This is a genomic window from Caballeronia sp. INML2, assembly GCF_023631365.1.
In the GTDB taxonomy this organism is placed as follows: Bacteria; Pseudomonadota; Gammaproteobacteria; order Burkholderiales; family Burkholderiaceae; genus Caballeronia; species Caballeronia turbans.
Genome location: NZ_JALQDH010000088.1, coordinates 1 through 22,685 on the forward strand (window position 1 = coordinate 1; position 22,685 = coordinate 22,685).

Here is a 22,685-nt window from a genome sequence, read left to right on the forward strand (position 1 = left end):
GCCACGGCGTATGAGCTCGCGCGGCGCGGCGTGTCGGTGGTGCTGCTCGAAAAGGGCGTCATCGGCGGCGAACAATCGGGGCGCAACTGGGAGTTGAAGGGCTGCTATGCATCGGGCATCCGCCGCTGGCGACTCGCCGCTTTGGAGGTCTGCTTCGGGTCGACCTCTGCCCGACGCGGACCAATCAATGGCCGGCCACCGGCGCGGGCCAACACGGCTCTGAATCTGCGCGAAGCCAGAACCGATTTTCTTGACTCAAGTCGGTAATCTGCCTGTGTAGAGCATCGAGAGAGACACTAACTCTGTTTGGCGCATTACGCCTGCTTGGCATCACGGCCCACACCGACAAATCCTCCATCGCCGCATCCCGCAGATCAATCTGCACCAGCGACTCATCGGCCAGATGGCGAAACACGTCCCAATAGGTCAGTTGCGCAAGGCCAAGACCTTGCACCGCAGCGGTCCGCGCCGCCTCAACACTCGTCGTCGTGACAAAGCCATCCACGCGCTTTCGAATCAACGCTCCATCGACGACAACCGGCCATCGTCTCACCGCGCTCAACCGGATACAGGCGTGATCGTCCAGATCGGCGACCGTCGAAGGACGTCCGTGCTTCTCCAGATACGCTGGCGCTGCACAGACGAGGCGAGGGTTCGGTCGGATAATTCTCGCCACCAGTTCGAAGTCTTCCAACGGCGCCACGCGCAAGGCGAGGTCGAGACCCTGCCCGATGATATCCACCTGACGATCGGAAAGATCGAGATCGATGCGCAACTCGGGATTCGCTTCCAGCAAACGCGGCAGCATCGGCAACACGACGGATTGTCGGAAGCCGCTCGGCGCAGTCATACGAAGCACTCCTGACGCCTTTCTCGGCGACAGACTGAGCTTTTTGCTCGGCGTGAATCACGGCTTGTTCTGCATCGGCTGCTGCTGGGCGCTGATGCTGCTGATGTTCGCGGTCGGCACGGGAAGCGGCTGGATGCTGGCGCTGGGCGCGATCATTGCGGCCGAGAAACACGTTCGCTGGGGCAAGGCGATCGGCAAGCCGCTTGGCGCCGTGTTGATTGAGTGGTCCGCGTGGATCGTTGTGCAGAACGTGCGCATCGGCTGAGCGCCGATTCGCGGCGGAAACAGCAGGATCGTCCTATCCGCGAGACGGTCGAAGGCCGGACAATCGAACACACTCGTGCGGAACGCGCCCTCGCGCTTTTGCTGCGTTCCGATGGTCTCGTCTGCAAGAGTCTGTAATAACCGGCGGCAGGGAACGATGCTAAGGATCGACGAAGTCACAAACAGCGAAGGTTTTTCCGAACGATGCGACGTCGCGGTGATCGGCGGCGGCATCGTCGGCGTCGCCACGGCGTATGAGCTCGCGCGGCGCGGCGTGTCGGTGGTGCTGCTCGAAAAGGGCGTCATCGGCGGCGAACAATCGGGGCGCAACTGGGGCTGGGTGCGTCAGCAGAATCGCGATCTGCACGAATTGCCGCTAGCAATGCAGAGCCTCGGGCGCTGGAGGGAACTCAGCGAGGAACTGGGCGAGGACATCGGCTTTCGCCGGGCCGGCATTCTGTACGGAACGGAGCATCAGTCCGACGTCGCGCAATGGGAAGCGTGGCTCGCCCGCGCGCGCGAAGTCGGTTTTAGCAGCGAGATTCTCAGCGCGCGCGAGCTGGCGTCGCGAATTCCGTTCGGACGGGCGAAGTGGGCGGGCGGCGTGTGGTCGGTCACCGATGGCCGCGCGGAGCCGTCCAAGGCCGCGCCGGCGATCGCGCGCGGCGCGCAAAGACTCGGCGCGAAGGTGTACCAGAACTGCGCGGTGCGCGGCCTCGACACGAGCGCAGGCCGCGTGGGTGGCATCTGGACCGAGCGCGGACGGCTCGCGGCCGATACCGTCGTGCTCGCGGGCGGCGCATGGAGCGCCTTGTTCTGTCAGCGTCACGGCATCGATCTTCCGGCCATCAATGTGATGGGAACGGCCTTGCGGACCGCGGAAGCGCCGGGCGTCATAGAAGGCTGCTTCGCGGGCCCGAACTTCGCGCTGCGACGCCGGCTGGACGGCGGCTACACGATTGCGGTTCCCGGCTATGGGCGCGTGGAGCTCGCGCCGCAAAACCTGCGGCATTCGGTCAGGTTTCGCACCATGTTCCGCAGCAAGTTGCAGAAGAAGCTGAAGATTCGCATTGGATCCAGTTTCTTCCACGGGCCGGAGGCGAACGCCGCGTGGCGCGAGGGGGACATCTCTCCGTTCGAAAAGACCCGCGTGCTCGATCCCAGGCCGGATACGGAATGGCTTCAGTGCGCGCTGCAAAACGTCGCGCGCGTGTTTCCCGAGTTGTCCGGCTTGCGGATCGCTCATGCATGGGCGGGCGCGATCGACACGACGCCGGACCTCGTTCCCGTCATCTCGAAGGTCGATGCGAAACCCGGGCTCGTGATCGCGTCGGGGTTCAGCGGCCACGGCTTCGGGCTGGGCCCGGGCGCCGGCATGCTCGTGAGCCGTCTGGTGATGGACGACGCGCCGCAGTTCAACATCGCACCGTTCAGGCTCGCCCGCTTCAGCGACGGAACGACATTGAGCAGCCCGCAAATGATGTGAGCCGTTCGGTGCCGCCGACCGCGCGGGTCGAAAGCAGCATGGCGCTTCAGAAGCGCGAGCGGCTCACGGCGAACACGCCGAGGCGCGAAATCTTCGGTGCCTCCAGGTTGATCGCGCGTCGTACGCGTTCGCAGCGAGTGACGCTTGCGGACCCAGTCACGTGGCTGCAGCGCGACGTCCATTCTCCGCACTTGAAGTGCCCGCGCGTGAGGAGCCGCCGCTTGGAGCAGTCCCAGTGACGAAATGCAACTAATCGTCTGCCGCGCTGATCCCAGTAACGTTCCGCCCGGCGCCCGGCGCGCAGCCAACGCAAGGCGTCAACATAAGCGATCAGTCTTTAGCCAAGTCGGTCGCCGACAGCTCAAGATGCTTCGAAGGATGCGCCAGGAGCTTTCGCTCGGCGATGGCATGAATGCGCCCAAATCCATCGCGGAAGACCCTCAATGTCCGAGCATCGTCCGCACTCGGCGCGAGCCAAAAATACGCTTCGAGGGCGGCGCGTGAAACGACGCAGGTCACGGGTTCCTCGCGCCAGTGCATGACGAAGGTGAAGCTGCGTTTATCCGCCGAGATGAGTGGTTCCGGTGGGGGCGCTTTCATGGCGGTCTTGCTTGCGTCGGGGTTGCGTTGTAGTCAAAGGTTGCGCGCGAGCGTCACCAGTCTATCCGGTGCTTTTCGTCGGTCTCTTGATGGCGTCGGTCGTCATCGATGTGCAGGTAGAGGCTCGTCGTCGTCAGCGATGCATGTCCGAGGTTGTCGCGCACGAGGCGCAAGTCGACTCGCTGGTCCGCCATGTGCGAGCCCGCGCTGTGCCTCAACCAATGCGCCGAGGCTTTTGTCAACAGGTCGGCCCGTGCGGCAGACGTCTCGTCGCGCTCGCGGAGTCGGGCGGCGGCCTGCGCGAACACTTCTTTGACGATCGCATGCAGTGCGGCGCGCGTCAAAGGCGCGCACGTCTGCGTGCCACCGTTCGCTGCCGTCGCGCCGATTGGCAAGACCAGCGGCGTGTCTTCATTGGGCGCGGGGAGTGCACTCAGCCCGAGATGCTGCCGGTATCGCGAGAGCTCCGTCATCATTTCACGCGTCGCAGGCACGAGCCGTTCCTTGCCGCCTTTGCCGTGCACGGTGAGCCACCATCGCATCACGCCGTCGGCATCGCGCCGAACAAAAAACTGCCCCATCGTATTGCCACCGACCTCAGCAATCCGCAGGCCGCCCAGATAGAGCAGCGTGAAGAGCCACCGCACACGAGAGGCATGAGCGATCTGGCGTGGCGTATCGCTTGGCATGGCCGCGATGGTGTCCTTGACCTCTTGCCAGATGCTCGGCTCCAGATAGCGGGTAATGCGCGGCGCCGCGTGTCGGGCACGCTGTCGGGACAGCGAGAGCGGATTGCCCGCCAGGTAGCCCGCTTGAACCAGCCACGAAAACAGCGCATTCAGAATCACGGTCGCCTGGCGCTGACTCGCAGGCGAGAGCGGCCCGTAGAACGGGCGCCAGCGCGCGTCGCTGCGGGCATGCTTACGCCCGCCACCCGCAACCCAGGTGGCCGCCGGTTGCGGATCGGCCAGGAAGTGTTGATAGCGCAGGCAGTCCTCGTGCGTGAGCGAGGAGAGCGGTTTGTTGAGCACGACGACGGACCAGAGCAGGAGTCGCTCGGCTTCCTTGCGGTAGTTCTCAAAGGTGGTCTTGGTGTCCGTGAAGCGCGACAGCCATGCGCGGATCGCATCGAGGTCATTGTTCGCGGCGATCTGTGCGCGACCCGTGACGGCGCGATTGAAACCCGTGCTGCCGTCCAACTCGGACGGAATGACGAGCAGCTCCAGCGGCGCAGGCTGAAGCGCGAGGGAGGGCGGCGAAGGGAGGGTGGGCTTCAAGATCGGGCGATTTGAAAAGCGGCTTTTGGATTATTGTAATCGACATTATAGGATTAATGTCAAATAGATAGTCGCATTGGATTGGATCTATAGTGGATTACGTTGTAATATGAGCGCACTGCTTATCCTTTCGCGGCCATGCCCGACGTTCTCTCCGACGAAACCCGCCTAGCCGCCGATATCGAGCGCCTCAAAGTCGAATTCCCGAAGACGCGCGAGCTCTATCGCGAGGTGTGCGCGTTGCTGTTCTTTCGCTTTGGCGTCGCGCCCACCGCCAATCGCCTCTACAACCTCGTGCGCCGCGGCACCATGAGCACGCCGGCGTCGGTGCTAAGCGAATTCTGGGCGGAGCTGCGCGAGAAAAGCCGGGTGCGCATCGAGCATCCGGATCTGCCGACGGATCTGAGCGACGCCGCAGGCGAGCTGATCGGGACGCTGTGGACACGGGCGACGACGTCTGCACAGGCCGAACTGATGTCCCTGCGCGATGAAGTTGAAGCGCAGCGTGCCGAGGCGGAACAGAAAGTGGTCGCGGCGCGCGAGGAGTTGGGTCGGACCGAGACGGCGCTGGAGCAGCGTACGGCAGCACTGCTGGCGGCCCAGGTCGAGATCCGGGAGCTGGAGCGGCGGCAGGCCGAGGAGGCAGCCACGCGTAAAGCGCTTGAGGCGCAGATCAAGCGTCTCGGCGAAGAGGCGCTCGTGCGCGAGCGAGAACTCGAGACGGTGCGCCACACCTTCTCGCGTGATTTGGATAAGCTCCGTGAGACCGCCGGCCGTGCCGAGGAGCGCTTACGCGCATCGGAAAAGCGCGCACTGCTGGAGATCGATCGCGAACGCAGCGCGGTGGCCAAGGCTCAAAAAGAACTGGTCGAAGCGACCAAACGCGCCGACAAGCGAGACGCCGAGCATCGTCGCACCGTTGAGGCGCTGCAGGAGCAACAGGGCGATGCGCGCCATCAAACCGGGGTGCTGCAAGGCAAGCTCGCCGCGCTCGAAGCGGCCCACAAGTCACTTCAAGAGCAGCTGAAGTCGCTGCGTGAAACGACGCGCCCCCCGGGGCGGCGCGTGGCCACGGCAGAATCCAGTCCGCCCGTCAGGCGAGCTGCCCGAAAGGCAGCCGTTGGCAAAACGGTGAGGGCGAAAGCTCGAACGTAGATAATGACCGCGTGACGCGAGTGTGCGGCGCAATCCATGAGCCGGTTGCTGCCCCGAGTGGCGCCGTCGGTCCGAAGGAGCGAACAAGTGAGAAGATCGGCAGAGAATAAGTTAAGAGACGTGGCGGTGCGCATCGACCCCGTCATCGAACAGCGGTTGCGCGTATTGGCGCGGGTGAGGGTGAAGCGGTCGAGCCTTTCTTCTGTGTCTAGGTGAGCGTGCCGAGGCGTGCTCGCGAGCTGACGGTCTTACGCAAGGCAACCTGAATGGCGGCAGGTCGCGCGAGTCCAGTCCCCTTAGGTGCTCCGCGGGAGATAAGCGCGAAGGCGACTCCAACGGGAATTCGTATTGTTACAAAATTCTTCATCCAAAAGTGTTTTGAATAAACTCTCTTCGAATGAGGGAATTTTTGTTGGAATGAAATGCGAGAGCGAATCTTGGCCCCAGCGTCGATTGTCGATTAAGCAATTCCGGTGTTACACATCCATAGTCACGTGTCGAGCGAGCACCGAGCCGGCCGACGTTAACGCAGCTTCTTCCGACCGAAGAGTTCCGGAGGTGACCTCCAGCATGTACGGGTGTGACCGGTGGCCTACTGGGGAAATCGGACTACCACGGGGGGTAGGTTGAAATAGTCCGTGCGGTGGCGAAGACGGAGCCGCGACCTGGAAGTCTGTCGGAGCCATCTAACTACGAGATGGTGGAAGGGCCGCCTGCAGTGTTCGGCAGGTGCCCCGGCTGTTCCTAGTACTACTGTGTCACAAACATTACGAGGTAACGGAGCAATACGGACATCTCTTTAATCGCCGGGAGATGTGTGCAGCAATCCGCCAGCGCGGTGTTGCGATCGAGTCAGGCACCTGTCGCTGCATTCGCTGGGGAGCCGCGTGGGATGTAGTCCGTGGGTAAGGCAGGTGCACTGCGGATTTCGGAGTTTTTTTACCGCCTTCATTGAGGCGCTGTGCGACGAGAAACCCATAAGCGGCGATGCATAGCGATGCGTGATGATGAAATCCGCGCCACCCACGTCCCTCGAAGTGTCCAAGGCCGAACTCCTGCTTGAGGTTCTGGTAGTCACGCTCAATGCGCCAGCGCATCTTGGCAACGTGAACGAGATGTTCGACCGCCGTCTCTTCTGGCAATGTGCAAAGCCAGTATTTGGTGGGTTCGAGCTCGCCAATGGGCCACTCGATAAGCAGCCATTCATCATCGCGCGACGCAGCCCGCCAATAATCGCGGTGGGAGGTCCGCAGGCGCAACGCCGCAAAGCGGGAACTCAGGGCGCTACGCGTACCTTCGCGCCACGAAACGGTCTGATAGCGCGATGGTTCGAGCGCTAGCGCAAGGTCTTTCACTGCGACGGGACTATGTCCGGTACCCGTCGCTGAAGGCTTCTTGGTCGGCCAGCCTGACCTTTTGAAGATTTAGCAGGCAGTGGAGCAAGTCCCGGTGGCCATACGCGGGTGCTCGACTGGATACCCACGGCGTATTGCAGTCCCATTTCACTAACGCCGTCACGAAACGCCGTGTCGTTCCCATAACCCGCATCTGCCAGCACGACTCGTTCGGGGCACCGCTTTGCCGAGCTTCGCGCAGCTGTTTGATGGCGATCTGCGGCTTGGTCGCAAACTCGATTTCCTCGGGAACCCCTGCCAACCGCCGTCTCGCCGGATCGTCCGCCCATTCCTTCGGGAGGTAAAGCTGATAAGCGACGGGCAGGCTCGCCTCCGTGGTGGCTACCGACAGGCTCACGGCTACCTGGCAATTGTCCTGCTTACCCAACTGCCCGCAATATTGCCGCGCCACGCCCACCGAATGCTTTCCCTTCTTCGGAAAACCGGTATCGTCAATGATCCAATACAGCCCGTTTTGAGGGATTCATGTGCGGCAATACCCAGCGACGAACCTGTTCAACTAATGCGGCGTCAGACCATTCGGACTTTGAAACGAAGTGATGCAGGGACTGGTGCCGCGCACTTACGCGATGCGGCTCGAGATGGGCCGCCAGCGGCTCAACACTTTTACGCGCAATCGGCAGCATCAGCCCCTGACAATAGCCCCACCAGACCGGCACGACGATCACTGTGTCCAATTGTCTCGAATAGGTGTTCCAGGTACTCGTCGAACGATGCTTCCAAGTTCATCGCTTCCTCATGCAAAGGATGAAGAAGCTCCTATAATGCCATGGATTTTATGGCACAGTAGTACTAGCTACCCTTGAGGAAAGATACGCTCATTAAGATCCGGCTTCCGTGAGCGTGTTTTTCTATTCTCAACAGATCATGTTTCACTTTAGCGTGTGCGCAATCTTAAAAACGTAAGCTTGCGTAAAGATATGCTTCCCTCTCGTTGCGTGCATCATCAAAGGCCGCTGCGCGGCTGCGCTGCTGCTACGGCGATCAGACATGGCGAGCGATGCGCGCGCGTACCGCGGACGTGTGCGCCATGAGCGGCTGCGCGATCAGCCCCGGCGATGTGGTCTATTGGCCGAATCTGCGGCCCGTCCCCTCCAACGCGGGCGCGATGATCCTGGCGTCAGTGCTGGATCATCGCGCCCGCGTGAAGCGCGGCACCATCGCGCACGTCAGCGGCCGGCGGTATGGCCGTCGAAGGTCGTTTCCCATCCGCCGCCGAGGGCCTTGCACAGCGAGATGAGATTCGCGGCGGCCGTCGCCTTGCTCTGTTCGAGATTGCTCTGCGCTTCCAGCAACTGCCTTTGGACGTTGAGCACGTCGAGATAATCGAGCGCGCCTGCCGTGTAGCGTTGCCGTGCAATGCCGAGCGCCCGCTGATTGAAGGCGACCACAGCGACGAGACGGTCGCGCCGCCGCTGTTCGGCGTCGTACGCGACGAGTGCGTCGTCGACCTCACGCCATGCATCGAGCACGGTGTGCTTGTAGACGATCGCGGCTTCCTCTTGTTGCGCCTCGCGCAGTTGCAGGGTGCCCTTGAGACGCCCGCCTTCGAAGATGGGCAGCGTAATTGAAGGTCCGACGACGAACTGCCCCGACGCCCAGTCGGCGAGATTGGAAAGCTGAAGGCTCTGAAACCCGGCGCTGCCGTTGAGCGAAATGCGCGGATAGAAATCCGCCTTCGCCATGCCAATCGAAGCGGTAGCCGCATGCAGTTGCGCCTCGGACTTCTTGATGTCGGGACGCCGCTGCAAGAGTTCCGAAGGAAAGCCGATGGGCACCTGTTGCGGCAACTTCGGAACGTCGGCCGCCTCGGCGAGCATCGACTGCAGCGCGCCGGGCTGTTCGCCGAGCAGTACGCCGATCGCGTTGATCGTCGTGCTACTGCGCGATTCGAGCGTGGGAATCAGGCTCTCGATCGTCTCCACTTGCGCGGCGGCATTGGCGACATCGAGGTCCGTCGTGACGCCTTCGCGTACGCGAATTTGCGTAAGCCTCAACGCATCGCGGCCGATGTGGAGATTTTGCTTCGCGATGTCGAGCAGCGACTGCGTATCGCGTAACTCGATGTAATCGCGCGCCAGTTCGGCCCGGGCCGAGAGCAGAACCGCGTTGCGGTCTTCGTAGGACGCTTCCGTCAACGCGGTCGCCGCTTCGACGCCGCGTCGTGCGCGGCCCCAGATGTCGAGCTCCCACGACGCATCGAAGCCGAACTGATACAGGTTATAGGCAGGCGATCCCTTCGAGCCTGGGATTGCCGAGACGCCGAGCGGGGCGTTGCCCGCCGCCGATTGCGGCTGACTCTGGGACGGCGTGACGCCGAGCAGCGACAGAATGCCGTTCTCGCTGCCGCGCTCGCGGTTGTACGACGCGGCGGCATCGAGCGTCGGCAGCTCAGGCGCACCGGCGACGCGTTGCGTGGCCCGGCTCTGGCGCAGACGGGCGGAGGCCGCGGCGACATCGAGGTTGGCGCTCGCCAGCCGTTGCTCCAGTGCGTTCAGCACGGGATCGTTGAACAAAGTCCACCACTCGGGGTTGAACTCCGCCTGCACGGCTTTGCTCGCGGCCGCGGCGGTGCGGGTCTGCTCGAAGGCATCGGGCACAGCCGCCTTCGGATGCTCGAAGTCCGGTCCGAGCATGCAGCCCGTCATCGCAAAGCTCGCCAGTATCGCGAGCGCCAAAGCACTCAGGGAAGTATCGCTCGCGTTCATTTTGCATCGGCTCCTTGCGCAAGCTTCTCGCCGTGGCGGCGGACTGCCACTTCCGCTTCGACGGAAAGCCCTACGCTCAGCGCGGATGCGGCCTCCTGACCGGGATCGATCGTGATCTTGACCGGCACGCGCTGCACGACCTTGGTGAAGTTGCCGGTTGCATTGTCGGGCGCAATGGGCGCGAAGCTCACGCCTGTGGCAGGCGCGAGACTGTCGACGCGGCCTTTAATCACGACGCCTGGAAAGCTGTCGACCTTGATGCGCACGCTTTCGCCCGGACGCATGTTGGTGATCTGGTTCTCCTGAAAGTTTGCGACGACATACGCGTTCGACAACGGAACGATAGCGAGCACCGGTGCGCCGGGCGTCACGAATGCGCCGACTCGTGCGGAACGCCGCCCGACCTTCCCGTCGACAGGTGCATGAATCTCCGTGTACGAGAGATTGAGCCTGGCCTGCTCCAGTGCTGCTTCGGCGCGCGCGAGCGCTCCGGCGGAGCGGTCACGCTGGGCACGCAGCACATCGAGGTTCTGCTCGGTGGTCTTCAATGCGGCGCGGTCGTGTGCCTGCTGCGCGAGTTGCTGAGCAAGCGTGCTCGACGCGCGTTGATGCTCCTGCGTGGTGCCCGCACCGGTCTCCGAAAGATTCTGATAGCGCGATGCGTTCGCGCCGGCGAACTCAATGGCGGCATCGTCGGAGCGCAACGTCGCGCGGGCCTGTTCGACCAGCGAGGGCTGCCGTGCGATTTCAGCGTCGAAGTTCGCGACGGACGCGTGCGCGGCGGTCACGTCGGCCTGCGCGCTCTGCAACGCGGCGCGAAAGTCGCGATCGTCGATGCGCACCAGCAACTGTCCCGCCTTGACCGCCTGATTGTCCTCGACCAGCACATCGGAAATCTGACCGGCGATGCGCGGCGCGACCAGCGTGAAATCGGCCTGGACGTAGGCATCGTTGGTGGTTTGCGTCGATGAGTCGGAGAGCAGTCTGATGCAGGCCCACGCGACGATGACGAGCACGAGGACCAGCGCCGCGATGCGAATGAGCTTGAGATTGGAACGGATGAAGGTTGACATGGATATCGTCCCTTAATGGGAAGGGGGCGGCGTAACGGTCCACGGCGGATAAATGCGCACAGGAAGCACCGGAACAAGGAGAAGAAGGGCAATGGCGACGCACGCCATCACGCGATAGAGATCCGCGGACGTCAGCACCAGCGCCTGCTCGTGCACGCGATGCGCGAGTTCGCCGACACCATGCCCCGAGTCGATGCTTTGATTCGTCACGAGCGCACGATTGCCCAACTGATCGACGAGCATGTTCGAGTGGAAGCGTTCGCGCGCGGTGCCGATTCCTTCGATGAGCGCGGTTGCGATGGCGGCGGAGAACGTCTTGATCGAGTTGAACATGGCGGACGCGAACGGGCCCTCAGTGGGAGGCAGACCTGTCGTGACGCCCATCAGGATGCTGAGGATGACCATTGGTTGCGCGGCGATCTGCAGGGACTGAAGCAAGTAGAAATTCTCGCGAACCCAATCGGATGTGATGTAGCTTCCCATCACGCATGTCGCGATCATGAGGCACAGTCCGGTTGCAAGGATCCAGCGGAAATCGACACGCTTGAGGTTCAGCACCGCGGCGGTCAGAGGCAGCGTGAGCAACAGTGGAATTGCAACGAGCAGCGACAACGGCGTGGTCTGCAGCGCGCGATACGTGTGAATCCTCGCGAGATACTGGCCCGGTATCGCGGCGACGCCGACAAGCAGGATCACCGCGCCGACGAGCGTTGTCAGTCCGTGCGCGAAGTTTCTCCGCTCGAGCAACTGGAGCTTGAAGAACGGTAGCGGATGAAACCATTCGTTGACGAGAAACGCCACGAGCAGCACAGTTCCACCGATGAACATCACGCGGATCAGTTCCGAGTTCAGCCAGTCGAGACGATCGCCTTGCAAGAGACCGATCACGAGCATCGCGACCGCGGGACATCCGGTAAGAAAGCCGGTCCAGTTGAAGGAACGAAGGCGTTCGAGCTTGAGCGGATCGGTCGGCAGGCCAACCTGAATTGCGATGCAACTTAGCAGACCGAGCGGCACGATCTGCCAGAACGCCATTTTCCAGCTGACGTACTCGGTCCAGAGCGCCGCGAGCGGCGTGCCGAGCGCCGGCCCGAAGGTGGCCGTCATGGCATAGCCGGCGAGGCCGTACAGCTTGACCTTCGGCGGCAGATATCGCAGTGCGACGATGATCAGCATCGGCGGAAGACAGCCGCCCGCGATGCCTTGCAGAACACGCAATGTGTACAACGCCGGAAGATTCGGCGCGAACGGGCACAGGGTGCCGAAGAGCATCGTCGCGATCACGGCGCCAATCGTGAAGCGCTTGAGCGTGAAGGTGATGCCGAACCACGGCGCGAACACCATGGTCGCCACGTTGGCCGCTTCGAATAATGTCGTGAGCCAAGTGCCGTCGTCATGTCCGATCGACAGCGCGCCCTGAATATCCGCCATCGCCAGTGCGGTGACCTGTTCGTTCAGGATGGCAAGCAACGAGGCGAGCAGCATGCCGATCAGTCCCATCGCGAGCCCGAGCGAAAGCGCGGCTTGCTGCGGGGCGGCGGGCGTCGGCGCCTGTTCTTTCGTCGCGGCTTGCTGATCGGTGGTCGTGGGTTGGGCGGTGGTCATAAGGGTTCGCTAGCTGCTCGTGTTCAATCGGACATCACATGTGGCCTTTGCCGTTCGAGGCCGCGCGCGCTTCAAGGAATTGAGTCCGGCTTTTTATTTGATCTTTGCGTTCGACCGATGGCCGCATCGCAAGCACTTAATGGCTTAGAGAATTCTAGAAGCGAGCGACACGCGATGCAGCCGGAATGAGCGACTTTTCAGGCCATTTCCTGGGCGAAATTTGCCAGACGACGCTTTAAGGACATGGCATCGCCAAAAGATAAGCATGTTTCCGATGGTAAAGGGAGCATCGTTATTCTGGAATGCTTCGGAGTATAGTCGCGGCCCATCCAACTTGCAGTTGGCCCGCTTGCCGCTTTGGATGAGCGGCCAACGGAGTTCGGTCAAGACGCCGTTACTCCGTTACTCCGTTACTCCATTACGCGGTGCGCTGCACCTCTTCGAAGTATTGCGGCGCTTCGCGCCGGTCGAACATGCCGTATTCCCGGATCACGCGAATATTGCGCACGCGCACATCGTCCGGAAGGTTTGCGTTGTGTTCGAACGCATCGGCCGCTGCCTGATCGGGCCAGGTCGCCACGATAATGACGTTTCCCGGCTCCAGTAGCGCATCGAATGCGTCCCATGCGAGGAGGCTGTATGCATCAGTGTCGAGACCGAGCGATTTCGCGACGCCCTGCGCACCGGCTTCCTTCAGCCAGTCTGGCGAGCGTTTCGCTTCGAGCAGGGTGACCGCTTTCCCCACGCCGGTTTCGGTGGCATCCAGACGTTGTTCGGACAGCGCATGTCCTTCGGGCACACGGGTATCGGCGACAATCTGCCCGATGCGCAGCCGGTAGTCGGAGAAGACGCGATCGCGTGCCGCCTGTTGGATCTTGTGATGCTTCGTCGTGGTACGCCAGCGCACCAGTGACTTCTCGTCGCGCCAGCTCGACAGGGAGAGCAGCCATCCCGCGCGGGTCAGGCTTGCATAGCGGGTGTTGTCGATGAATCCGTCGATCTTTTCAAGCTCGGGACGCAGCATCTTTGCCATGCCGAGATAGGCATCGAACTGATCGGGAACGGGATTGACTTCGAGCATTGCAGAGAACATGGGAGACTCTTTGGTTTAGTGCGCTATACGATGTGCTATTGAAAAATCGCGTGTTGTGGTCTAGCGCTTGTTCACCACGATGCGCCACGCGCCGCTTCAATTCATTCTCGGGCACGCGACAGCTTTGTTGAAGCTCGGCCAGCGCGGGAATCGGGCCAATGAGTGCGGCGCTTCGGCCAAGGGCGCCAACGCCCATCGGACGGGGCGATGAAATAAACTGCGGGCGCGTTCGCAATTGGCCAGTGTGTCCTTGCGCGAGAACACGCATCTGCAGGGTACGGATAGCGCGCCCGCCCGCCGCAAGAGCAGGGCATCGGGCACGTGAAACGATCAGCGCCCGTCAGGCGAAGCCACCGTGATTCGAAGTTCGCGATAGGCACTCACGAGTGCATCGAGGCTGAATGAACGATTCAGACCGCTTGGGTTAGGCAACACCCATGCACGTGCGCCGCCAAACGGCTCTGCTTGCGCACCCCATTCGATATTCCGCTTTCCGGTGATGGCGGACAGCGCCATCTTTCCGAGGAAGCGATGTATTGCGGAGCGTGTTGTCGGATCTTTTGTTCGAATGCCGCCGCCGCCGCCTTGATTTCGAATGATGTCAACTGATCCGCGCGTGCGGTCGGGCGCGGTACTGCCGTCGTGGGTCCGCATCCGTAGCGAAGGAAGCTTCGATCGTGTTCTGGACCAAGCAGCGTTGAAGTGAAACCGGCCAGATGCACGACGCGCCAGAAGCGGTTATTCCGGCCCGCGAAATGGTGGCCTGTCGATGCCGCGAGCATGCCGGGATTGATGCCGCAAAAGATCACCGACAGATGTGGCCAGAGAATATCCGGCAGGGATTGCGGGGCCGGCAGGTCGTTAATCGATTTCAGCAAGCTCTGCCTGCTCGATATGTTCATCGATCTCGATGTCCGTGACGGCCTGCGGGCCAGGGGCCACGCGAAACCGCTGACGATACTGCTTGGGCGTGACGTTCAGGCGCCGCGAAAAAGTCGTACGCATGTGCGTCGCACTGTGAAAGCCGCACTTGAACGCGACGGTCTTGAGCGGCGCGTCGCTATCTTCGAGCAGCTTTCTTGCCGTATCGACGCGAACCTGCTCGACGAACGCCGATGGCGTCACCTTCGCATACTTTGCAAACATGCGAGAGAAGGTCCGTCGGCTCACGGACACGGCGCGTGCTAGAGAATGAAAGGGACTTCCCCGTCCCGGGGCTGCGGCGGAAGCCGCGAGTCGGCATCAATGTGCCAAGATGAAGTTGCTAACGTTCATCGACACCAGCGAGAGGGGAAGTCCATGCCTATTGTCACTATCGGAATCGATCTTGCCAAGAATGTATTCGCCGTTCACGGTGTGGACGAGACCGGCAAAGCGATGCTGATCAAGCCGCGTGTGCCGCGCGATCAACTGGCGACCCTGATCGCGCAGTTGCCGGCGTGCCTCATCGGGATAGAAGCGTGTTCCGGCGCCCATCACTGGGCCCGCGTGTTCCAGCAGCACGGCCATACGGTCAAACTCATGGCGCCCAATCTTGTCGCGCCTTATCGCATGTCGGGCAAGCGCGGCAAGAACGACGCGGCCGATGCTGCTGCGATCTGCGAAGCAGTGACGCGACCGAGCATGCGTTTCGTGCCGCTGAAGGACGAACATCAGCAGGCAACGCTTTGCCTGCATCGGACACGACAAGGTTTCGTCGAGGAGAGGACCGCGACCTACAACCGGTTACGAGGCCTGCTCTCGGAATTCGGCGTGGTGCTGCCACAGAGCCCGGAGAAGCTGCGCCGGCACATCACGGAACATCTGGACACATTGCCTGGCTGGGCGAAGCGCAGTATCAGCGATCTGCTCGAGCATGCCGGCAATCTTGAAGAGCGCCTGTTCGAATACGATCGTGCTATCGCCGAGATCGCGCGTGAGGATGCGCGCAGCAAGAAGCTGATGCAATTGCGTGGCATCGGCCCAACCACGGCAAGTGCGTTGCTCGCCAGTATCGGTGCCGGGCACGACTTCAGAAACGGTCGACAGGTGGCAGCCTGGATCGGTTTGACGCCCGGTCAGTACAGCAGTGGCGGTAAAGCGCGACTGGGCAGCATTACGAAGGCAGGCGACGCCTATCTACGCGGCCTGTTGGTCAACGGCGCGCGCGCCGTTATTGCCAATCTCGGCGAGAAACAGGATCGCTTCAGCCGGTGGGCCCGAACCCTGGTCGAGCGCCGGGGCTACTGGCGCGCGGCTGTCGCAATCGCGGCAAAGAACGCGAGATTGGCGTGGGCCATGCTGAAATATGGTCATGACTTCAAGCTCGAACCAATGGCAGACTGAGTTCGATTCGACCCTGCCTATCAACCGGCAACTGGACGCGAGCACGGACATCATGAGCACATAGAAACGATCACTTTGCACTGCCAGCGGTGATGTGAAGCGGGTTGGACCCGCGCGGGGCGTACCTGGCTAACACGGCGGGGATATCCATTCCCGGCTAGAGAATGAGGCCCCTGCGCGCGTCTTTCATCAGGGTCCGGGCCATTGGCCCAACATGACCGTTTGTAGAACTGCAGTCCTTCACCTTCTCACAGACGCCAGCACGGCATGCAGCATGTACCAACAGCGAACTTCGTTTGAGCTTGTACTCAACGGGGAGCCCTTGTAGCGTGTTAGGAACTTTGCACTATTGGCACTGCGTGAACCAGCATGAGCATGGCGAAGACGACAAAATGCAGACCAGTGAACCGCCCCGGCTTTTTCGGAGACCGCCGAGTTTGGCGCTACGCCGCGCGAGCGGAGCGCACCAGATTCCGATTGTAGACTTCCTCTGCTTCCGCAGGCGATACGTACCCGAGCGGTCCGAGCAACCGATGGTGGTTATACCAGTGACCCCATTCGAGTGTGGCGAGCTCGACATCTTGGCGCGTATGCCATGAACGCCGATGCACAACTTCGGCCTTGAACAATCCGTTGATCGTTTCGGCCAGAGCGTTGTCATAGGAGTCACCGACAGTTCCGACTGACGGCTCAACGCCAACGTCCACCAAACGTTCGGTATACCGAATGCTGAGATATTGCGACCCGTGATCGCTGTGATGTATGAGCCCGGGCGGTGGCTGGCGATCGTGTAACGCCTGGTTCAGCGCATCCAGCACGAAGTCCGTTCTCATCGATGCCGACACGCGCCAACCGACGATACGGCGCGCAAACACATCGGTCACGAAGGCCACGTAGACAAAGCCCGACCATGTCCAACAATAGGTAAAATCCGCGACCCACAGCGCGTTAGGTCGCTCGGCCCGGAACTGACGTTTAACCCGGTCCAGCGGGCACGGCACCGCATCGTCGCGCTGCGTCGTCTTGGTCCGGCGCCCACGCCGCACACCTTCGAGGCCCATCACCTTCATCAGGCGCGCAACCGTGCAGCGCGCGACCTTCACGCCATCGCGCAGCAACTGGCGCCAGACCTTGCGCACACCATACACGCCAAAGTTCTCGTCCCAAACCGCCCGGATGGCGGGCTTCAGTTCTATATCGCGATGCGCTCGTGCTGACCATTGCTCCGGATCGCTGCGCCGCCCGGCGTGCCGGTATTACGTCGACGGCGCGATCGGCAGCAGGCGGCAGATCGGCTCGATACCGTAGACGTCGCGATGCTCGTCGATGAACGCGATCATGGCTTCGATCGGCGGTCGAGCTCCGCCTGCGCGAAATATGCGGAGGCCTTACGCAGGATCTCGTTGGCCGTGCGCAGTTCACGACATCATGTCCGCATGCGCGAAGCAGGTGTTCCTCGTGACCGATCCGGACAAGCTCGAACAGACGCTACGCAGCGCATTCGAGATCGCGCGCACGGGTCGTCCAGGCCCGGTTGTCGTGGACGTGCCCAAGGACATCCAGAACTGGAAGGGCCCGTATCGCGGTCATGGCATGCTGCATTTTCGCGGCTACTCGGATCGTCTTCGTCTCGTTGCGAAGGGTGCTCGTCTGGAGGAAAGCAAGTGCGCCGGGTTCTTCGACCTTCTTGCACACAGCAAGCGGCCGCTGCTGTACGTGGGCGGCGGCGTGATTGCATCGGGAGCGGCGACGGAGTTGCGCAGCTTCAGCGAGCGTTACCGGATTCCGGTCGTGTCGACGCTGATGGGGCTCGGCGCATTGTCTCCGAAGCACGAACTGTCGCTTGGAATGCTCGGCATGCACGGCGCCGCGTGCGCGAATTATGCGGTCGAAGATTGCGACTTCCTGATCGCCGTGGGCGCGCGATTCGACGATCGCGTCGCGGGCGGCCGTCCTGAAGCGTTCGCTCCGAACGCGCGATACGTGGCGCATATCGATATCGACGAAGCGGAGATCAACAAGGTCAAACGCGTGCAGTGGAGTCACGTGGGCGATGCGAAGGAAGCCTTGCGTTCGCTGATGGCGCTGGGTCCCGACGCCTCGCCGGCGACGCGCTGGACCGAGCGTGTGGCCGGGCTCAAGCGCGAATACGGCATGAACTACGACCGCGACAATCCGGCCATTCAGCCGCAGTGGGTCATCGAAAAGCTCAGCGAGATTACCGGCGGACAGGCCATCATCAGCACCGGCGTGGGCCAGCATCAGATGTGGGCCGCGCAGTTCTTCGACTTCGTCGAGCAGCGCAGCCTGCTCACGTCGGGCAGCATGGGCACGATGGGTTTCGGTCTGCCCGCGGCCATCGGTGCGCAACTGGCGAGGCCGGATGCGCTCGTGATCGATATCGATGGCGACGGCAGCATCCGCATGAATATCGGCGAACTCGAAACGGCGACGACGTATGACGTGCCGGTCAAGGTCCTGCTGCTCAACAATGGCGGGGACGGCATGATCCGCCAATGGCAGCGTCTGTTTTACGACGGACGCATGGTCGTGAGCGACAAGGCGCTGCATCGAAAAGACTTCGTGCTCGCGGCACAGGCCGATGGCTTCACGTTTGCCTGCCGCGTCGAGACCTCGCGCGAACTCGAAGAGAAGCTCAGGGCATTTCTGGAATTCAAGGGACCCGCGTTTCTCGAAGTGATGATCGACCGCAATGCCGACGTGTTTCCAATGGTTGGTCCCGGCCAAAGCTATTCGAACATGATCACGGGGCCGTTCATACCGTCCCGTTCGGCGCCGCAGGCCGACGGGCTGGACGCAACGACGCGAATCGCCCCCGATATGTTCTGACGTTTGCCAGGCGGCATCATGGACGCGAACCTCATTCACAAGTCATTTGCCAGCCCCGTGCGGCGCGACATCCTCGCCCGGCTGAAAACGCCCGCCGAAGCCTTCGCGCGAGAGCGAATCGAATTCGGCCAGGGCGTTCCGTCGAATGCGATTCAGGCACAGAGCGGGCTTTCTCAATCGACCGTGTCGGCGCATCTCGCAATGCTGGTCGAAGCCGGGCTGCTGGTATCGACACGCGTGGGGCCGTTCGTGCTTCTGTCACGTAACGAGCCAGTCATACGGTCGTTCGTCACGCACATGCATGCCAGCCTGTGAAGCATACCTTTAGGTAGATTGAGCAAATCAATCGATATCGCGCGCATACGATGGTACGACTGCGCCCGGCCTTCCGACTTCATAAACTTTCCCGTAGACGCGAGCGGTGACGCACGGAGCGCGAGCCTTCGTGCCACTCACAGCACCGAACTGGAGAACGGGACATGGACGATTCGGTCGATCTGAAACGCCGCCGCATCGTCGGTGCGACCCTTGCGATGATCGGCCTCGCCGAGTCAGGCATGAGCGGCAATGCCTGCGCACAGACGGAGGGCAGCGCGAGCCTCGGACCGGTCCGGCAGATCGAGGCGGGTGTGCTTGATGTGGGCTACGCGCAGAGCGGCTCGCCCGACGGCCCCGCCGTGATACTGCTGCACGGCTGGCCCTACGACATCCACAGCTATGCCGCCGTGGCGCCGCTGCTCGTATCGGCGGGTTATCGCGTGATCGTGCCGTATTTGCGCGGCTACGGGTCCACCCGGTTTCTGTCGGCCGCGACGCCGCGCAACGGACAACAGGTCGTGGCCGCGCTCGACATCCTCGCATTGATGGACGCGCTCAAGATCGATCAGGCCGTGCTCGGCGGCTATGACTGGGGTGCACGCACGGCGGACATCATCGCCGCGTTATGGCCCGAACGCGTGAAGGCGCTGGTGTCGGTCAGCGGCTATCTGATCGGCAGCCAGGCGGCGAACACAAAGCCGTTGCCGCCATCGGCCGAACTGCAGTGGTGGTACCAGTACTACTTCGCGACGGAACGCGGTGCGCTCGGCTATGCAGCAAACCTGGACGCCTTCAACAAGCTGATCTGGCAGCTCGCGTCGCCCAAATGGAAGTTCGACGATGCCACGTACCGGCGCTCCGCCGCAGCGTTCCGCAGCCCGGATCACGTGGCCATCGTGATCCACAACTACCGCTGGCGTCTTGGTCTCGCGCAAGGCGAAGCGCAATACGATGCGCTCGAAGAGCGTCTTGCCGCCGCGCCCGCGATTTCCGTGCCGACCATCACGCTCGAAGGTGACGCCAACGGCGCGCCGCATCCCGAGCCTGCCGCCTATGCGATGAAATTCAGTGGCAAATACCTGCACCGGACCATCGGCGGCGGTATCGGCCATAACTTGCCTCAGGAAGCGCCCGATGCTTTCGCGCAAGCCGTTCAGCAAGCCGCACATCTATGATCAGGGAGCCTCATCATGCAACGCACGCTCAAGTTTTCGGACCCATGGTCGCAGATCATCGTCATGTTGAACGGACGAGCGAATGCCTGCATCGCAAGCACACCGCGACAGGTTCCGCGCGAACGCGCCGCGATGGTCGCAAGCGCATTCGATCGCGCGCCGATGGTCGATGTCGTCGAACGGCCGACATCGACAACCGCTACGATCTACTGGCGCGACGCCACCTGTGGTTGTTATGGGCACCAGACATGGCGAACGTCGCGCGCGCGTGCGGCCGGCGTATGTGCGATGAGCGGCAAGCGGATCGCGCCCGGTGATTTCGTCTATCGACCGAGCAGCCGCTCATCGGTGTGCAATGGCCATTCGATGATTCTCGCGTCGGTGCTCGAAAGCGAAGCGCCGGTCTGAAGATCGCGCTTGCCTAAAAAGACTCAGGATGCCCGGCGAGCGTTCGACGAGGGCATCACATTGACCACGACGGGCGACGTGGACGCATCATCGTCGGCGGCGTTGCGTGACAGGGCCGCGACGTTCAACGGGGCGGCGGCGGAGGTCGATTCGATGCCGAGCGCCTCGGCCTTTCTCACGAGATCGGGAAGACTGCGCGAGGCCATCTTCTTCATGACCTGGCCGCGATAGATCTTCACGGTGATCTCGCTCAAATTCATCTCGTAGGCGATCTGCTTGTTGAGCAGGCCCGCAACCACGTGCTTCATCACTTCCTTCTCGCGAACCGTGAGCGATTCGTACGCGGCGAAGACGCCCGCAAGCGCCTCTTCGAAAGCTCGGCGTCGGGCATCGCGCTTCAGTGCATGCGTGATGGCGTCGAGCATGTCCTGCTCGCGAAACGGCTTCTCGAAGAAGTCGAGCGCGCCCGCTTTCATCGCTTTGACCGTCATTTCGATGTCGCCATACGCGGTGATGAAGAGAATGGGCATGCGCAGACCTGAGCGGGCCGCGTCGGCCTGAAACGTGAGGCCGCTCTCGCCACGCAGCCTGACGTCGAGGATCAGGCAACTCGGCGCGTCGTGCTTCGGGAACGCGAGAAATGCGCCCGGCGAATCGAAAGTTTCGACCCGCAGGCCGACGGACCGCGCAAGACTTTGGAGTGTGAAGCGGATCGATTCGTCATCGTCGATGACGTACACCACGGGCGTCGTGTTTTCGGTCTTCGTTCTGTTCGGCGTCGAACGCAATCCGGGGACCATGATTCCTCCAACTAGGCTGGTAACGCATGATCAATGATCAGTCGAATGCCTTCGCTTGAAGAGCGAGCTTCGCAGAGATCAGACGATTCAGACGGTATCGGAGACGCGCCGAAAAGCAAACGCGATCCGAACACATGACCGGGATCGGTTGAGGCGGTAACGCGGACGGCACGGACGGAAGACTTGTAGCCATATTGAAAGCGCGCCGACAGGCCGGATGACCGTTGAACCGCTTCGGACCGCAAACGGAACTTTTTCGCTTTTTTTGGAAGTGCCAACTTTAGCAGATATTCGCAGGGAGAACTTCCCGGTTGTCGCCCCGTGAGGTACCGACTGCGCTGAAGAATCGGCGTTAAGCAGAAAAATCGCCACGTCGTGAGACTGCGTTCACGAACGAAGTGATGTCAGCGTCCTTTCGAATCACTAAGCACATAGTGATGAAATGAAACCGCGGTTGCCCGGTCGAGTCGATCGGCCCGTCGTATAGAACCCTATACCTTGGTATGCGCGCGCCGGTACGCATGACCGTTCAGCGCCTATAGTGCTTTCACCACGACCTTGCGTGGATGAACGAGAGTCCTTTTGATATGGGTGCGGACCATGAAGATATTGATGGTGATGACTTCGCATGACCAGCTCGGCAACACGGGCAAAAAGACCGGTTTCTGGCTAGAGGAATTCGCGGCGCCGTATTTCACGTTTTTGGATGCGGGCGTCGATATCGTCGTGTGCTCGCCGAAGGGAGGCCAGCCGCCTGTCGATCCCATGAGCGATACACCGGAGGGCAAGACGGAACTGACCGAGCGTTTCAAGGCAGATGCAGCAGCGCAACGCGTGCTCTCGAACACGGCCAGGCTCGCCGACATGAAAGCCGAAGACTACGACGCCGTGTTCTATCCCGGCGGTCATGGGCCGATGTGGGATCTGGCGGAAGATCCGGTCTCGATTGCGTTGATTGAACGCTTCTACAACCTGGGCAAGCCAGTCGCCTTCGTATGTCATGCGCCGGGCGTGCTGCGTCACGTCAAGGTGAACGGCGAACCGCTCGTCAAGGGAAAGCGGGTATCCGGTTTCACCAACTCGGAAGAAGAGGCCGTTCAGCTCACGAAGGTCGTGCCGTTCCTCGTCGAAGACGAACTCAAGCGGCTCGGAGGCCTCTTCGAGAAAGTGGATGACTGGCAGGTGCTGTCGATCATCGACGGCCGTCTGATCACGGGGCAGAACCCCGCGTCGTCGAAATCGGCGGCGCGGGACCTGCTCAAGGTGCTGCGCGGATAGTCCCA

The 22,685-nt window shown here is 61.7% G+C and carries 17 protein-coding genes, 6 pseudogenes and 1 other annotated feature; of the genes and pseudogenes, 11 read left to right on the top strand and 12 right to left on the bottom strand.

Features of this window, described 5'->3' with window-relative positions:
* Positions 1 to 90, top strand: a pseudogene (locus NCT32_RS37690) (FAD-dependent oxidoreductase); the annotation flags it as partial.
* Positions 91 to 184: 94 nt separating this feature from the next.
* Here NCT32_RS37690 and NCT32_RS29435 read toward each other — a convergent pair.
* Positions 185 to 850 (bottom strand): substrate binding domain-containing protein, encoded by a 666-nt coding sequence (locus NCT32_RS29435; protein ID WP_250490862.1) that lies wholly within the window; start codon positions 848 to 850, stop codon positions 185 to 187.
* On the opposite strand from NCT32_RS29435, the gene NCT32_RS29440 reads away from it, so the two are divergent.
* Positions 768 to 1,115: a DUF2182 domain-containing protein gene (locus NCT32_RS29440; RefSeq protein WP_250490863.1), complete on the top strand. Its 348-nt coding sequence runs from the start codon at positions 768 to 770 to the stop codon at positions 1,113 to 1,115. The genes NCT32_RS29435 and NCT32_RS29440 overlap by 83 nt on opposite strands.
* A gap of 156 nt (positions 1,116 to 1,271) precedes the next feature.
* Positions 1,272 to 2,600: an FAD-binding oxidoreductase gene (locus tag NCT32_RS29445; RefSeq protein WP_250490864.1), complete on the top strand. Its 1,329-nt coding sequence runs from the start codon at positions 1,272 to 1,274 to the stop codon at positions 2,598 to 2,600.
* 330 nt (positions 2,601 to 2,930) lie between these two features.
* Here NCT32_RS29445 and NCT32_RS29450 read toward each other — a convergent pair whose 3' ends face one another.
* Both NCT32_RS29450 and NCT32_RS29455 read right to left on the bottom strand, forming a co-directional pair.
* Positions 2,931 to 3,200 carry a DUF1488 family protein gene (locus NCT32_RS29450; protein ID WP_250490865.1) on the bottom strand — a complete coding sequence of 90 codons (270 nt, stop codon included), beginning with the start codon at positions 3,198 to 3,200 and terminating at the stop codon, positions 2,931 to 2,933.
* 53 nt (positions 3,201 to 3,253) lie between these two features.
* On the bottom strand, positions 3,254 to 4,477 hold the full coding sequence (locus NCT32_RS29455; RefSeq protein WP_284508573.1) for a tyrosine-type recombinase/integrase: 1,224 nt from the start codon (positions 4,475 to 4,477) through the stop codon (positions 3,254 to 3,256).
* A 138-nt stretch (positions 4,478 to 4,615) separates the two neighbouring features.
* Between NCT32_RS29455 and NCT32_RS29460 the strand changes: the two genes are divergently transcribed.
* The gene (locus NCT32_RS29460) at positions 4,616 to 5,632 is read left to right on the top strand and encodes a DNA-binding protein (RefSeq protein WP_250490866.1); all 1,017 of its coding nucleotides are present in this window, start codon (positions 4,616 to 4,618) and stop codon (positions 5,630 to 5,632) included.
* Positions 5,633 to 6,484: 852 nt separating this feature from the next.
* Here NCT32_RS29460 and NCT32_RS29465 read toward each other — a convergent pair.
* Positions 6,485 to 7,776: pseudogene (locus tag NCT32_RS29465) on the bottom strand (IS701 family transposase).
* A 205-nt stretch (positions 7,777 to 7,981) separates the two neighbouring features.
* On the opposite strand from NCT32_RS29465, the gene NCT32_RS37695 reads away from it, so the two are divergent.
* Positions 7,982 to 8,287, top strand: coding sequence for a DUF3331 domain-containing protein (locus NCT32_RS37695; protein ID WP_409241550.1), 306 nt, complete (start codon positions 7,982 to 7,984; stop codon positions 8,285 to 8,287).
* On the opposite strand, the gene NCT32_RS29475 is transcribed toward NCT32_RS37695, so the two are convergent.
* The 6 genes and pseudogenes from NCT32_RS29475 to NCT32_RS29500 form a co-directional block, all read right to left on the bottom strand.
* The gene (locus NCT32_RS29475) at positions 8,217 to 9,755 is read right to left on the bottom strand and encodes an efflux transporter outer membrane subunit (protein ID WP_250490867.1); all 1,539 of its coding nucleotides are present in this window, start codon (positions 9,753 to 9,755) and stop codon (positions 8,217 to 8,219) included. The genes NCT32_RS37695 and NCT32_RS29475 overlap by 71 nt on opposite strands.
* Positions 9,752 to 10,828, bottom strand: a complete 1,077-nt coding sequence (locus tag NCT32_RS29480; RefSeq protein WP_250490868.1) for an HlyD family secretion protein — start codon at positions 10,826 to 10,828, stop codon at positions 9,752 to 9,754. Before NCT32_RS29480 ends, NCT32_RS29475 begins: the two co-directional genes overlap by 4 nt.
* Positions 10,829 to 10,840: 12 nt before the next feature.
* Positions 10,841 to 12,433, bottom strand: coding sequence for an MFS transporter (locus NCT32_RS29485; protein ID WP_250490869.1), 1,593 nt, complete (start codon positions 12,431 to 12,433; stop codon positions 10,841 to 10,843).
* A gap of 418 nt (positions 12,434 to 12,851) precedes the next feature.
* Entirely contained in the window at positions 12,852 to 13,526 is a 675-nt protein-coding gene (locus tag NCT32_RS29490) for an antibiotic biosynthesis monooxygenase (protein ID WP_250490870.1), read from the bottom strand.
* 330 nt (positions 13,527 to 13,856) lie between these two features.
* A pseudogene (gene mug, locus NCT32_RS29495) lies at positions 13,857 to 14,428 on the bottom strand (G/U mismatch-specific DNA glycosylase).
* A pseudogene (locus NCT32_RS29500) lies at positions 14,388 to 14,714 on the bottom strand (helix-turn-helix domain-containing protein); the annotation flags it as partial. The pseudogenes NCT32_RS29500 and mug, both read right to left, overlap by 41 nt.
* 111 nt (positions 14,715 to 14,825) lie before the next feature.
* On the opposite strand from NCT32_RS29500, the gene NCT32_RS29505 reads away from it, so the two are divergent.
* Entirely contained in the window at positions 14,826 to 15,851 is a 1,026-nt protein-coding gene (locus tag NCT32_RS29505) for an IS110 family transposase (RefSeq protein ID WP_250490871.1), read from the top strand.
* 443 nt (positions 15,852 to 16,294) lie between these two features.
* Here the strand turns inward: NCT32_RS29505 and NCT32_RS29510 are convergent.
* Positions 16,295 to 17,274, bottom strand: a pseudogene (locus tag NCT32_RS29510) (IS3 family transposase); the annotation flags it as partial.
* Positions 17,117 to 17,233, bottom strand: a sequence feature (AL1L pseudoknot). It overlaps the preceding pseudogene by 117 nt.
* Here NCT32_RS29510 and NCT32_RS29515 point away from each other — a divergent pair.
* The 4 genes and pseudogenes from NCT32_RS29515 to NCT32_RS29530 all read left to right on the top strand — a co-directional run.
* A pseudogene (locus NCT32_RS29515) lies at positions 17,268 to 18,701 on the top strand (thiamine pyrophosphate-dependent enzyme); the annotation flags it as partial. The pseudogenes NCT32_RS29510 and NCT32_RS29515 overlap by 7 nt on opposite strands.
* An 18-nt stretch (positions 18,702 to 18,719) precedes the next feature.
* Positions 18,720 to 19,016, top strand: a complete 297-nt coding sequence (locus tag NCT32_RS29520; protein WP_250490872.1) for a helix-turn-helix transcriptional regulator — start codon at positions 18,720 to 18,722, stop codon at positions 19,014 to 19,016.
* 164 nt (positions 19,017 to 19,180) lie between these two features.
* Positions 19,181 to 20,194: an alpha/beta fold hydrolase gene (locus NCT32_RS29525; protein ID WP_250490873.1), complete on the top strand. Its 1,014-nt coding sequence runs from the start codon at positions 19,181 to 19,183 to the stop codon at positions 20,192 to 20,194.
* Between the two features lie 15 nt (positions 20,195 to 20,209).
* The gene (locus NCT32_RS29530; RefSeq protein WP_250490874.1) at positions 20,210 to 20,602 is read left to right on the top strand and encodes a DUF3331 domain-containing protein; all 393 of its coding nucleotides are present in this window, start codon (positions 20,210 to 20,212) and stop codon (positions 20,600 to 20,602) included.
* 23 nt (positions 20,603 to 20,625) lie between these two features.
* On the opposite strand, the gene NCT32_RS29535 is transcribed toward NCT32_RS29530, so the two are convergent.
* Positions 20,626 to 21,402: a response regulator transcription factor gene (locus NCT32_RS29535; RefSeq protein ID WP_250490875.1), complete on the bottom strand. Its 777-nt coding sequence runs from the start codon at positions 21,400 to 21,402 to the stop codon at positions 20,626 to 20,628.
* Positions 21,403 to 22,002: 600 nt separating this feature from the next.
* Here NCT32_RS29535 and NCT32_RS29540 point away from each other — a divergent pair.
* On the top strand, positions 22,003 to 22,680 hold the full coding sequence (locus tag NCT32_RS29540) for a type 1 glutamine amidotransferase domain-containing protein (protein ID WP_250490876.1): 678 nt from the start codon (positions 22,003 to 22,005) through the stop codon (positions 22,678 to 22,680).
* Positions 22,681 to 22,685: the final 5 nt, after the last annotated feature.

Coding starts and splice junctions, on each gene's coding strand:
- NCT32_RS29485 (WP_250490869.1), bottom strand. CDS start 12,433: ATGACCACCGCCCAACCCACGACCACCGATCAGCAAGCCGCGACGAAA.
- NCT32_RS29475 (WP_250490867.1), bottom strand. CDS start 9,755: ATGAACGCGAGCGATACTTCCCTGAGTGCTTTGGCGCTCGCGATACTG.
- NCT32_RS29460 (WP_250490866.1), top strand. CDS start 4,616: ATGCCCGACGTTCTCTCCGACGAAACCCGCCTAGCCGCCGATATCGAG.
- NCT32_RS29440 (WP_250490863.1), top strand. CDS start 768: ATGCGCAACTCGGGATTCGCTTCCAGCAAACGCGGCAGCATCGGCAAC.
- NCT32_RS29480 (WP_250490868.1), bottom strand. CDS start 10,828: ATGTCAACCTTCATCCGTTCCAATCTCAAGCTCATTCGCATCGCGGCG.
- NCT32_RS29450 (WP_250490865.1), bottom strand. CDS start 3,200: ATGAAAGCGCCCCCACCGGAACCACTCATCTCGGCGGATAAACGCAGC.
- NCT32_RS29535 (WP_250490875.1), bottom strand. CDS start 21,402: ATGGTCCCCGGATTGCGTTCGACGCCGAACAGAACGAAGACCGAAAAC.
- NCT32_RS29540 (WP_250490876.1), top strand. CDS start 22,003: ATGAAGATATTGATGGTGATGACTTCGCATGACCAGCTCGGCAACACG.
- NCT32_RS29525 (WP_250490873.1), top strand. CDS start 19,181: ATGGACGATTCGGTCGATCTGAAACGCCGCCGCATCGTCGGTGCGACC.
- NCT32_RS29505 (WP_250490871.1), top strand. CDS start 14,826: ATGCCTATTGTCACTATCGGAATCGATCTTGCCAAGAATGTATTCGCC.
- NCT32_RS29530 (WP_250490874.1), top strand. CDS start 20,210: ATGCAACGCACGCTCAAGTTTTCGGACCCATGGTCGCAGATCATCGTC.
- NCT32_RS29435 (WP_250490862.1), bottom strand. CDS start 850: ATGACTGCGCCGAGCGGCTTCCGACAATCCGTCGTGTTGCCGATGCTG.
- NCT32_RS29520 (WP_250490872.1), top strand. CDS start 18,720: ATGGACGCGAACCTCATTCACAAGTCATTTGCCAGCCCCGTGCGGCGC.
- NCT32_RS29445 (WP_250490864.1), top strand. CDS start 1,272: ATGCTAAGGATCGACGAAGTCACAAACAGCGAAGGTTTTTCCGAACGA.
- NCT32_RS29490 (WP_250490870.1), bottom strand. CDS start 13,526: ATGTTCTCTGCAATGCTCGAAGTCAATCCCGTTCCCGATCAGTTCGAT.